The 11,276-nt window shown below is 72.4% G+C and carries 11 protein-coding genes and 1 pseudogene; 3 read left to right on the top strand and 9 right to left on the bottom strand.

Annotated features, from left to right (window positions below):
- Positions 1-134: 134 nt before the first annotated feature.
- The 3 genes and pseudogenes from ACIQIB_RS36865 to ACIQIB_RS36855 form a co-directional block, all read right to left on the bottom strand.
- Entirely contained in the window at positions 135-938 is an 804-nt protein-coding gene (locus tag ACIQIB_RS36865; RefSeq protein WP_400763463.1) for a DUF3710 domain-containing protein, read from the bottom strand.
- Between the two features lie 2 nt (positions 939-940).
- Positions 941-1,475: pseudogene (gene dut / locus ACIQIB_RS36860) on the bottom strand (dUTP diphosphatase).
- The gene (locus ACIQIB_RS36855; protein WP_363613230.1) at positions 1,472-2,056 is read right to left on the bottom strand and encodes a PaaI family thioesterase; all 585 of its coding nucleotides are present in this window, start codon (positions 2,054-2,056) and stop codon (positions 1,472-1,474) included. The pseudogene dut and the gene ACIQIB_RS36855 overlap by 4 nt, the downstream one beginning before the upstream one ends.
- 144 nt (positions 2,057-2,200) lie before the next feature.
- On the opposite strand from ACIQIB_RS36855, the gene ACIQIB_RS36850 reads away from it, so the two are divergent.
- On the top strand, positions 2,201-2,650 hold the full coding sequence (locus ACIQIB_RS36850) for a DUF3093 domain-containing protein (protein ID WP_363613218.1): 450 nt from the start codon (positions 2,201-2,203) through the stop codon (positions 2,648-2,650).
- A gap of 281 nt (positions 2,651-2,931) precedes the next feature.
- Here the strand turns inward: ACIQIB_RS36850 and ACIQIB_RS36845 are convergent, their stop codons facing one another.
- The 4 genes from ACIQIB_RS36845 to ACIQIB_RS36830 form a co-directional block, all read right to left on the bottom strand.
- Positions 2,932-3,231 carry a DUF4193 domain-containing protein gene (locus tag ACIQIB_RS36845; RefSeq protein WP_148642658.1) on the bottom strand — a complete coding sequence of 100 codons (300 nt, stop codon included), beginning with the start codon at positions 3,229-3,231 and terminating at the stop codon, positions 2,932-2,934.
- Positions 3,232-3,841: 610 nt separating this feature from the next.
- Positions 3,842-4,825, bottom strand: coding sequence for an acyl-ACP desaturase (locus ACIQIB_RS36840; RefSeq protein ID WP_363613216.1), 984 nt, complete (start codon positions 4,823-4,825; stop codon positions 3,842-3,844).
- 242 nt (positions 4,826-5,067) lie between these two features.
- Positions 5,068-6,366 (bottom strand): sensor histidine kinase, encoded by a 1,299-nt coding sequence (locus ACIQIB_RS36835; protein WP_400657322.1) that lies wholly within the window; start codon positions 6,364-6,366, stop codon positions 5,068-5,070.
- An 83-nt stretch (positions 6,367-6,449) separates the two neighbouring features.
- Positions 6,450-7,103: a response regulator transcription factor gene (locus ACIQIB_RS36830; protein WP_363613214.1), complete on the bottom strand. Its 654-nt coding sequence runs from the start codon at positions 7,101-7,103 to the stop codon at positions 6,450-6,452.
- Between the two features lie 443 nt (positions 7,104-7,546).
- Between ACIQIB_RS36830 and ACIQIB_RS36825 the strand changes: the two genes are divergently transcribed.
- The gene (locus ACIQIB_RS36825) at positions 7,547-7,732 is read left to right on the top strand and encodes a hypothetical protein (RefSeq protein ID WP_363613213.1); all 186 of its coding nucleotides are present in this window, start codon (positions 7,547-7,549) and stop codon (positions 7,730-7,732) included.
- A gap of 153 nt (positions 7,733-7,885) precedes the next feature.
- Here the strand turns inward: ACIQIB_RS36825 and ACIQIB_RS36820 are convergent, their stop codons facing one another.
- Together ACIQIB_RS36820 and ACIQIB_RS36815 are read right to left on the bottom strand one after the other, a co-directional pair.
- Positions 7,886-8,695 carry an inositol monophosphatase family protein gene (locus ACIQIB_RS36820; RefSeq protein WP_400763461.1) on the bottom strand — a complete coding sequence of 270 codons (810 nt, stop codon included), beginning with the start codon at positions 8,693-8,695 and terminating at the stop codon, positions 7,886-7,888.
- Between the two features lie 21 nt (positions 8,696-8,716).
- On the bottom strand, positions 8,717-9,874 hold the full coding sequence (locus tag ACIQIB_RS36815; protein WP_363613210.1) for a ferrochelatase: 1,158 nt from the start codon (positions 9,872-9,874) through the stop codon (positions 8,717-8,719).
- A 129-nt stretch (positions 9,875-10,003) separates the two neighbouring features.
- Between ACIQIB_RS36815 and ACIQIB_RS36810 the strand changes: the two genes are divergently transcribed.
- Positions 10,004-11,269 (top strand): MFS transporter, encoded by a 1,266-nt coding sequence (locus ACIQIB_RS36810; protein WP_363613208.1) that lies wholly within the window; start codon positions 10,004-10,006, stop codon positions 11,267-11,269.
- Positions 11,270-11,276 lie beyond the last annotated feature (7 nt).

Genomic DNA, 11,276 nt, shown 5'->3' with positions numbered 1-11,276 from the left:
GTTTTCCGGAGTTTCATTCATCGGATTCGCTTTCCGCCGCCCCTCTCGGTGCGACTCCGGAACTGTACGGGCCCGGGCACGCCACATGCAAATCGCCCCCGCCCGGGCTTCCCGGGCGGGGGCGATCGACGTGCTCAGCGGACCTCGGTGATCTCCGGGCCGCGGGCGAACGGATCGAGCGCGGTGCCACCGAAGCGGTTCTCGCCCTCGCCGCCGGCCGCCGCGGTGGCGCCACCGTCGGCGACCATCTGGGCGTCCTCCGGAAGCTTCAGCACGATCGGGTCGCGAGGCGCCATCGGGCTCTCACCACGGACGACGACCGTCTGCTGGAAGACCTGCTCCAGGATTCCGGCCATCTCGGGCTGCACGGCGGCCTGGCCGGAGATCACACCCCGGAGGAACCAGCGCGGCCCGTCGCAGCCGACGAAGCGCACCAGTTGCACACCCTGCGTGCCGTCCGGCAGCTGCACGGGGACCTGGGCGCGGAGGTGCCAGCCGAGCGGGCCCTCCTCCTCGTCCACGATGCCGCCCTGCGAGGTGATGCCACCGGCGATCTCCTCGCGGACCTCGCCCCAGATGCCCTCGGACTTGGGAGCCGCGAAGGCCTGGAGCTGGATGGCGCTGTTGCCGAGGACCAGCGTCGCGGCCACGATCGACTCGCCGGCCACCTCGACGCGCAGTTCCATCCCCTCGACACCGGGGACCAGCAGACCCCCGAGGTCCACCCGGCCCTCCTCCGGCTTCTCCAGCTCGGAGTGGTCCCACGGACCGTCCGGACGCGGGGCCGGCGGCAGCCCGACCCGGTCCGTCGGGTCCAGCTCGGTCACGTTCTCGCTCTCGGCGGAACCTTCGACGTCATCGGCCGTCTCGTCGGCGCTGATGGCGTCGTCGGCGAGCTGCTCGACAGCGTCCTCGCTCTTCTGGCGACGACGGAACACGGTCACTGTCCTTCCCGGTCCAAGACCGATGCGAATACCTGCTCGGCTTCCTGCGAGGCCGCGGGCATGCTAGACCGCGGCGTGGCCGCCGGTCGACCCGAACCCGCCCTCGGCGCGTGCCGACCCCGGCAGCTCGGCCACCTCGTGGAAGCGGGCCTTCTCGACCTGCTGGACGACCAGCTGGGCGATCCGGTCCCCTCGGCGGAAGCTGACCCCCTCGCGCGGGTCCAGATTGACGACGATCACCTTGATCTCTCCACGGTACCCGGCATCGACCGTCCCTGGGGCGTTCACCAGAGCAACTCCGCAACGAGCTGCGAGCCCGGAGCGGGGGTGGACGAACGCCGCGTAGCCGTCGGGCAGGGCGATGGCCACGCCGGTGGGGAGGACGACCCGCTCGCCGGGGGCCAGCTCGGCGTCGACGGTGGTCCGCAGATCGGCGCCCGCGTCGCCGGGCTGCGCGTACGCGGGCAGCGGCAGGTCGGGGTCGATTCGCCTGATCAGGACGTCTACCGGCGGACGGGGGGTGCTGCTCAAGGGTTCACCTCAAAGGCTCGGGCGCGCTTCATCAGGTCGGGGTCGTCGAGAACCTTCTCGATGTCCTCGGGTCGACCGTTCTTGGTGAAGTGTTCCAGCTTCACCTGAATGAAGAGCGCCTGCGCACGCACCGCGACCGGTCCGTCCGGGCCGCCGATCCGCGCCTCGCCGGCGCTGTAGATCTTCCGGCCGTGCACGCCGGTGATCCAGGCCCGCAGGTGCAGCACGGAACCGACCGGCACCGGGGCGACGAAATCGGTCTCCAGCCGGCCGGTGACGGCGGGGGCGTGCAGCAGCCAGTTCAGCGTGCCGAGGGTCTCGTCCATGGCGGTGGTCAGCAGGCCGCCGTGGGCCAGGCCCGGGCCGCCCTGGTGGGCCTGGCCGACGGTGAACTCGGCGGTGACGTCCAGTCCCTCGCCGGCCACCGCGTCGATCCGCAGGCCGCCGGGGTGCTGCGGGCCGCAGCCGAAGCAGTGCTCGTAGTGCGAGCCGAGCCGGGTGCCCGGGGCCGGCGCCTGCGGGGCCCGGGGCGGCAGCACGGCGTCCGGGGGCGGCGTGGTCGGCGACAGGACGGCGGGCAGGTGCGCGGACGACTGCGCGGACGGGGAGGCTGCGGACGGAGAAGCTATGGAACCGGTCACGGCGACCAACCCTACCCAGCGGTAGGAAGCCGGGAAGCGGGGGTGCCGTCCCGCTCCGTCCGTCACGGCGATCACAATGGGGGCATGTACGACGAACGCCTCACCGTGCCGCGCTCCTGGTGGTTGCTCCCGGTCGCGATCGGGCTCACGCTCGCGATGATCCTGCTGCGTTTCAGCGCGGTGGGCGCGCTGGTCGGGCTGGTGGTCGGCATCGCGGCCGGCGCGGCCGCGATCAGCAGCTACGGCTCGGCCCGGATCCGGGTGGTGCAGGGCTCGCTGGTGGCCGGCCCGGCCCGGATCCCGGTCGACGCCCTCGGCGCCGCGCACCCGCTCAGCCCGGCCGAGGCGGTCGCCTGGCGCGGGCCGAAGGCCGATCCGCGCGCCTTCATGCTGCTGCGCAGCTACGTCCCGACCGCACTGCGCGTCGAGGTCAGCGACCCGGCCGATCCCACGCCGTACCTGTATCTGTCGACCCGCTCGCCGATGAAGCTGGCCGAGGCCCTGGAAGAGGCCCGCCGCGGCGCCCGGGCCTGAGCGTCCGGCCGGTCCCGGCCGGGGCCGCGCGAAGACCCGGAAAGAAGACCCGGAAAACGGAGAGGGACGGTTCCGCGATGCGGGACCGTCCCAAATCTCTCCGTGCTGCACAGAAAAGCGCGGTACGAGGTACTGCGCCGGTATGACCTGACCCCGTACTGCCGGTGCGTCCGCCTCGACGGCCGCCGGAACTGCCGTCCGGCCCCGCTGCCCGGGGCCGGAAGGGGCGGTGTGCCGGTCTCGCGGGAGCCGCGAGGCCCGGACCATGGCCGCCCTGGCGCTCAGGCGCCGCAGTCCCGGCAGATCGGGTTGCCGTTCTTCTCGCTGTACAGCTGGCTGCGGTGGTGCACCAGGAAGCAGCTCATGCAGGTGAACTCGTCGGCCTGCCGGGGCAGCACCCGGACCGAGAGCTCCTCGTTCGAGAGGTCCGCGCCCGGGAGCTCCAGGCCCTCGGCCGCCTCGAACTCGTCGACGTCGACCGAGCTACCGGTCTTCTCGTTCCGCCGAGCCTTCAGTTCCTCGATGCTGTCCTCGTTGAGGTCGTCATCGGTCTTGCGTGGGGTGTCGTAGTCCGTTGCCATTTTTCGCTCTCCCCCTCCGGGTTTGTGCGGTGTGTGCGGTATCTCCAGCGCACGTAACGCATGGGGGGTCGGTCTTGTGCCCGACCCGAGGCGGAGATTTTGCCTTACTTCAAGCCCTGTTACTCAATCGACACTCAGCCGGGGGTCCGTTGGGGTGATCCGGTCGGGCGCTGAGGGCCTCACGCTGGGCCATCGCCGATCTGGGACGGGGCCCGCCCGGCGGACACTCACGGTGATCATAAGCCCTGCGGAGGCCTGCCAATTCCCTTGCCCACCAGGGACGCCCGTCAACCCGCCCGAGCGCCACCGGCCACCCGGCTCCTCACGGACGGCGACCGGGGCGCCCGTCGACATGATCACTCTCCGGGGTCGCTCCAACGCTCGGGGCGACTTTGTGTGAGCTTGCTCACGTTCTGAATCTTCCGGGGCAAACCACGGAAAATCCACCCAAGCGGAGCGGGTGGATCCCCGGGTCGGCCGGCCGCGCGGTTCGTGCCCCGCCGCTCGTGCGGCCCGGCCGCGCGCTCCCCGAACGGGCCGCACGCCCCCGACCGGGCGTGCTCCCTCCGACGGCCTCGCGTCCGGGCCTCGCGTCCGGGCCTGCCGTCCGCTACCGGGCGGCCACGCGGGCGGCCCGGCGGGCCAGCAGCGCGGCCTGCCGCTCGGCGAACTTGGACGCCTGCGCGTCCAGCCCGCCGAGGAAGGCGCCGAGCTCGTCCTGGGCCTGCAGGCCCTCCGGGCCGAGCCCGCCGATCTCCATGACCTTGAGGTGTCGCAGCACCGGCTGCAGCACGTCGTCGTGGTGGATCCGCAGGTTGTAGACGCCGCCGATGGCGATCTGGGCGGCGGCCCGCTCGAAACCGGGGATGCCGTGGCCGGGCATCCGGAAGTTGATGATCACGTCGGCGATGGCCCGCATGGCCTGGTCAGGGGCTATCTCCAGAGCCGCCTTCAGCAGGTTCCGGTAGAAGATCATGTGCAGGTTCTCGTCGTTGGCGATCTTCGCGAGCAGCTGGTCGCAGAGCGGGTCCCCGGCGAAGTGGCCGGTGTTGCGGTGCGAGATGCGGGTCGCGAGCTCCTGGAAGGCCACGTAGGCGACCGAGTGCAGCATGCTGTGCGCGTTGTCGGACTCGAAGCCCTCCGACATGTGGCTCATCCGGGCCCGCTCCAGCTCGTTCGGGTCGACGGCCCGGGTGGCGAGCAGGAAGTCACGGATCGCGATGCCGTGCCGGCCCTCCTCGGCGGTCCAACGGTGCACCCAGGTGCCCCAGGCACCCTCGCGGCCGAACATGGTGGCGATCTCGTGGTGGTAGCTGGGGAGGTTGTCCTCGGTCAGCAGGTTGACCACGAGCGACACCCGGCCGAGCGGGGTGACCTGCGACTGCTCCACCGCCCAGGCCTCGCCGCCCAGTACGCCGTCGAAGTCACGGCCCTGGCTCCACGGGACGAACTCGTGGGGCATCCAGTCCTTGGCGACCTTCAGGTGGCGGTCGAGCTCCTTCTCCACCACCTCTTCGAGGGCCATGATCAGCCGCGCGTCGGTCCAGGCGCTCGAACCGGGAGAAGCGGTGCGCTGCACGGGGGCGATGGTCACGAGTCTTGCTCCTGAGGGACGGGCACGCGCGGGACGGGCGCGTTGGGCGGACACGTCGGAAAACGCACTTACGGTTGCGTAGGTTACGACACCGTAAGTTGCTCGGGCCGGAAATGACAAGCCGCCCCCGCCAGGCCTTATGTCGTCTTGACAGACCTGGCGGGGGCGGCTGGAAACGGTCGGCGCGCGAAGCGGTGACGCCCGGGCGGCACAGTGGGGCACGGACGGGCCCAGGGGGCCGGTCAGGCGGCCGGGAGGCGGACCCGCATGGTGAGGCCGCCACCGGTGCGCGGAATGGCCTCGATGACACCTCCGTGGGCCCGGACCACCGACCGGACGATGGAGAGGCCGAGCCCGACGCCCTTGTCGCTGCGGGTGCGGTCGGCGCCCTTGACCCGGCGGAACGGTTCGAAGATGTGCTCCAGTTCGTACCCCGGCACGACCGGGCCGGTGTTGGAGACCACCAGCTCGCCGCCGCCGGGCACCGCGGCGGTGGAGATCTCGACCCAGCCGTCCGCGACGTTGTAGCGCACGGCGTTCTGCAGCAGGTTGAGCGCGATCCGCTCCAGCAGCACGCCGTTGCCCGACACGACGGCCGGGTCCAGCGTCGAACGCAGTTCCACCTCGCGCTTGGTGGCCTCGGCCCGGGTCTGCTCCAGCGCCCTGGTGGCCACCTCGGACAGCTCCACCGGGCGGCGGTCGGTGAGGTTGTTGTCGCTGCGGGCGAGCAGCAGCAGGCCCTCCACCAGCTGCTCGCTGCGCTCGTTGGTGGCCAGCAGGATCTTGCCGAGATGCTGGAGATCGGCCGAGGCGCCCGGATCGGAGAGCTGGACCTCCAGCAGGGTCCGGTTGATCGCCAGCGGGGTGCGCAGCTCGTGCGAGGCGTTGGCGACGAAACGGCGCTGGGAGTCGAAGGAGCGGTCCAGGCGGTCCAGCATGTCGTCGAAGGTGTCGGCGAGTTCCTTGAGCTCGTCGTCCGGCCCGTCCAGCTCGATCCGGCGGTGCAGGTCGGAGCTGGCCACCTCACGGGCGGTGCGGGTGATCCGGCCGAGCGGGTGCAGGACCCGGCCGGCCATCGCGTACCCGGTGGCGAAGGCGATCACGGCGAGGCAGACCAGCACCGTGAGGGACTTGCGGAGCAGGGTGTTGAGCGCCGCGTTGGAGTTGCCGTCGAACTGGTGGGCGAGGGCCTGGTTGAACTGGTCGCTGCTCATCCGGACGCCGTTGACCACGGCGCCGTCCGGCCCGAAGTTGAACGGCGGCGGCTGGAGGATGCTCAGGGCCTGCCCGACGAAGAAGTACATCAGCAGCAGCAGGACGACCCCCGCCATCAGGAACATCCCGCCGTAGAGCAGGGTGAGCCGGATGCGGATGGTGGGGCGGAAGGGCAGCCAGGCGAGCATGCCGTCGCCGGGGACGTAGCCGTCGTGCGGGGCGGTGCGCAGGCGCGGGGCGCGCGGCGGGTGCACGGGCTTGGGCGGTACGGCGCGGCCGCCGGCAGGCGCACCGGAGGGCCCGCCGGCCGGGGGCGGGGTGGTCATGATCGTCCTCTCGGAGCGTCCGCCGGGGCGGGCGCGTGACAGTCGGACCCGAAGGGATCCGGTTCAGAAGTGAAGTGGTCCGGTCAGATCCGGTAGCCGGAGCCGGGAACCGTGACGATCACCGGCGGATCGCCGAGCTTGCGGCGCAGCGTCATCACGGTGACGCGCACCACGTTGGTGAACGGGTCGGTGTGCTCGTCCCAGGCCTTCTCCAGCAGCTGCTCGGCGGAGACGACGGCGCCGCCGGCCCGCATCAGCACCTCCAGAACGGCGAACTCCTTGGGGGCGAGCTGGACGGTCCGCCCCTCGCGGATCACCTCGCGGCGGCCGGGGTCGAGCGAGATGCCGGCCCGCTCCAGCACCGGCGGCAGCGGGACGGTCGCCCGGCGGCCCAGTGCCCTGACCCGGGCGACGAGTTCACTGAAGGCGAACGGTTTCGGAAGGTAGTCGTCCGCACCGATCTCCAGGCCCTCGACCCGGTCGCTGATGTCGCCGGAGGCGGTCAGCATGATCACCCGGGTGGCCAGGCCCTGGTCGACCACACTGCGGCAGACGTCGTCCCCGTGGACCAGCGGCAGGTCCCGGTCGAGCACGACCACGTCGTAGTCGTTGACCGCGATGCGCTGGAGCGCGGCCTCCCCGTCGTACACCACGTCGACGGCCATCGCCTCGCGGCGCAGGCCGGTGGCGACGGCCTCGGCGAGCAGCTGCTCGTCCTCGACGACGAGAACCCGCACGGTGGTTGTCCCTTCTCCAGGCCGGCCCCGGAAGCGGACGCACGGCTCCGACGGTGCCTCCATCCTGCCTGGTCCAGCGGTAAAGCAGCGATAAGCTGCCCCGGAGGCAGGGCCCCGCGCGGGGCCGCCGGTCACGATTCGTGTCGGGAACACTCCGCTTGGACTGTGACACAGGCAACTTTCTCGCCCCCGGAGGTTTCCCCGGCCCGGGCGGGGGGAGGAGTGCTGCACACCCGCGATCTGGCCACTGGCCGATCGCACCCACCCGCCGTGCGTTCATCCGCGCCGGCCCTGGGGCTGGGGCGTCGCCGGGAGCGGCCGAAGGCCGTCTCCGCGCCCGACCGGAGATTCCGACCTGCCGGCTCGGACGCTTCCGCCGGCCACCATCACCCTGGGGCGGGGGACGCACGAACGTGCACGTCCGACACAGTAAGGGGGCCCGTATGGACGCCTTCACCGCCGGAATCCTGCAGCGCATAGCCAACGCCGAGCAGGACCTGCACCGCGCGATCGAGGCCGGGGACGAATTCCTGGCCGAGGTGGAGCAGTCCGAGCTGGACGATCTCCGCCGGCTCGCCGCCGAACACGGCGTGGACACGGTGCTCGGGCGGCACCGCACCGCCGCCTGACCCGCTCCACCGCGCCGGACCTCCGGCACCAGCGGCCCTGCGGGGGCCGTGCGAAACCTCAAGCCCTGGCATTCCCCGTATGCCAGGGCTCTTCGTTGCCCGGGTTCCGCGCCCGCCCCGGGAGAGGGGCCGGCCCGGAATCCGGGCCGCCACTCAGTCGGCCCAGGCGCGCAGTTCGGCCAGCCGTTCCTGGAGCGGCTGGTAGACACCGGGCGCGGCGGCGACGGTCAGCTCGCCGTCGGGGCCCTGCCCGGGGCGGCCACCGACCTGGGCGCCCGCCTCGGCGGCGATCAGGCAGCCGGCGGCGCGGTCCCAGGGCGCCAGCCCGCGCTCGTAGTAGCCGTCCAGCCGGCCCGCGGCGACGTCACAGAGGTCCACGGCGGCGGCCCCGCCCCGGCGGATGTCACGCACCTCGGGCATCAGCGCGAGCAGCACCTCGGTCTGCCGGACCCGCACCGGCTGCACGTAGTTGAAGCCGGTGCCGATCAGCGCCTGCCCCCACGGCGGGGCCTGCCGGGCGGCGATCGGCCGGCCGTCCAGGTGGGCGCCACGGCCGAGCACGGCGTGGAACAGCTCGCCGCGGGCCGGCGCGTACACCACGCCGACGACCGCCTCGCCGTCCAGCTCGGCGGCCACGCTGACGGCCCACGAGGGCAGTCCGTACAGGTAGTTGACCGTGCCGTCGAGGGGATCGACCACCCAGCGCACCCCGCTGGTGCCGGGCCGCTCGGCGCCTTCCTCCCCGAGGTAGCCGTCGTCCGGGCGGCGGTCGGAGATCAGCTCCAGGACGAGCTTCTCGGAGGCGAGGTCCATCTCGGTGACCACGTCCACCGGGCTGCTCTTGGTGCCCGCCACGCCGAGGTCGGCGGGCCGGCCGTCCCGCAGCAGGGCGCCCGCCTGCCGGGCGGCGTCCAGGGCGACATCGAGCAGTTCGTCGAGCAGTTCGGGGCTCGGGCTGGGCACGGGGGTCTCCTCGGGGAGGGGTCAGCGCTCGGCGACGGCCGGGCGGGGGGCGCGCGGGTTGGGGCAGCAGGCCACCGCGCACACGTCATGGCTGGGGCCGAGCGTGCCGAGGGCGCAGCGGGTCACGGTCTCGCCGCGCTCGGTGGCGGCCCGCTCCAGCACGAGGTCGCGCACGGCGGCGGTGAAGCGGGGGTCGGCGCCGACGGTCGCGGCACGGGCGACCGGCAGGCCGAGTTCGGCGGCCTTGGCCGCGGCCTCGGTGTCCAGGTCGTACTTGACCTCCATGTGGTCGGAGACGAAGCCGATCGGGACCATCACCACGGCGGGCGCGCCGTCGGCGTGCTGGGCCTCCAGGTGGTCGCAGATGTCGGGTTCCAGCCACGGGATGTGCGGGGCGCCGCTGCGGCTCTGGAAGACGAGCTCCCAGGGGCGGTCGGTCACGCCGGTGCGCTCGGCGACGGCCTCGGCGATCAGCCGGGCGACGTCGAGGTGCTGGGCCACGTACGCGCCGCCGGGGCGGCCGCGCGCCGGGTCGTCCGGGGCGCCGGAGGTCTCGGCCATGGTGTCCGGGATGGAGTGGGTGGTGAACGCCAGCCGGGCGCCGGGGCGGGCCCCGGCGGGCAGCCGCTCCAGGGCGGCCAGGGTGGCCTCGATCATCGGCTGGACGAAGCCCGGGTGGTTGTAGAAGTGCCGCAGCTTGTCCACCCGGAGCCCGGGCAGCCCCTCCGCGGCGAGCGCGGCCAGCGCGTCGGCGAGGTTCTCGCGGTACTGGCGGCAGCCGGAGTAGCCGGCGTAGGCGCTCGTCGCGAGGACGGCGACCCGGCGGTGCCCGTCGGCGACGATCTCGCGCAGGGTGTCCACCAGGTAGGGGGCCCAGTTCCGGTTGCCCCAGTAGACCGGCAGGTCCAGGCCGTGCTCGGCGAAGTCCTTGCGCAGCGCGGCCAGCAGCTCGCGGTTCTGTTCGTTGATCGGGCTCACCCCGCCGAACAGGAAGTAGTGCTTGCCCACCTCCTTCAGCCGCTCCTTCGGGATGCCCCGGCCCCTGGTGACGTTCTCCAGGAACGGGACGACGTCCTCGGGGGCCTCGGGACCGCCGAAGGAGAGCAGCAGCAGCGCGTCGTAGGGCTGGGCCCCAGCCTGAGCGGTGCCGGAAGGCGAGGGATTGCGCACGTCGGACATGCGACCGATCCTGCCACTGCGGGGGCCGGTGACGTCGGCGGGGCCGCGTAGGGTGTCCGGAAAATACGGTTTGCCAAGGTACGTAAGCTGTCTGGGCCAGCCTCGTTCCTTACCCTCGACGGAGCTCCCGTGCTGTCCAGCTACCGCCAGATATTCGCCGCCCCCGGCAGTCTGGCCTTCTCCTCCACCGGCTTCATAGCCCGCTTGCCGATCTCCATGACCGGCATCGGCATCGTCACCATGCTCTCCCAGCTGCGCGGCTCCTACGGGGTGGCGGGCCTGGTATCGGCGGTGCTGGCACTGTCCGCCGCGGTCCTGGGACCGCTGGTCTCCTGGCTGGTGGACCGCCACGGACAGCGCCGGGTCGCCCTGCCGGCTGCCGCGATCACCGTCGTCGCCGCGACCGGGCTGCTGCTCTGCGCCCACTACAACGCGCCGGTCTGGACGCTGTTCGTCTTCGCCGCCGGCATGGGCGTGATGCCGAGCACCGGCGCGATGGTCCGGGCCCGCTGGGCGCACCTCTACCGGGACGACGCGCCCAGACTGCACACCGCGTACTCCTTCGAGGCCGTGGTCGACGAGGTCTGCTTCATCGTCGGCCCGATCCTCGCCGTCGGCCTGGCGACCACGGTCTTCCCGGAGTCGGGCGTCATGCTGGCCGGCGTCGCCCTGGCGGTGGGCATCGTGATGTTCACCGCGCAGCGCCGCACCGAGCCCCCGGTCCACCCGGCGGCCGCGCAGAGCGGCGGCAGCGCGATCTTCAACGGCGGGCTCGTCGTGCTGGTCCTCACCTTCATCGCCACCGGCGCGATCTTCGGCTCGGTGGAGGTCGTCACCGTGGCCTTCGCCGACGAGCAGGGCCACAAGGCCGTCGCCAGCGTGGTGCTCGCGCTCTGGGCCCTCGGTTCCTGCCTGGCGGGCGTGGTGTTCGGCACCCTCAAGCTCAACGGCTCGATGGCCGGACGCTTCTTCGGCGGCGTCGTGCTGATGGCGCTCAGCATGCTGCCGCTGCTGCTGGTCGCCGAGTGGGTGCACGGGGTCGGCGGGCTGGTCGCGGTCGGCGCCGCGCTGCTGGTGGCCGGTATCGCCATCTCCCCCACCCTGATCACCGCGATGGCCCTGGTCGAGCGGCTCGTCCCGGCCGCCAAGCTGACCGAGGGCATGACCTGGACCACCACCGGGCTGGCGCTCGGCGTCGCCCTCGGCTCCTCGGCCGGCGGCTGGGTGATCGACGCGTCCGGGGCCGCCGCCGGTTACTGGGTGCCGCTGACGGCAGGGGTGTTCGGCGCCGTCACCGCTCTGATCGGCCTGCCCCGGCTGCGCGGCGGGCTCTCCACCGCTGCGGCCGGCGAGGCCGTCGAGACCCCCGCGCAGACCGTAGACCTCGAACGGTGAACTGACT

Origin of the sequence: Kitasatospora sp. NPDC092286 (assembly GCF_044755565.1) — a bacterium.
Classification (GTDB): Bacteria; Actinomycetota; Actinomycetes; order Streptomycetales; family Streptomycetaceae; genus Kitasatospora.
This window is presented reverse-complemented; position numbering and strand designations above follow the sequence as displayed.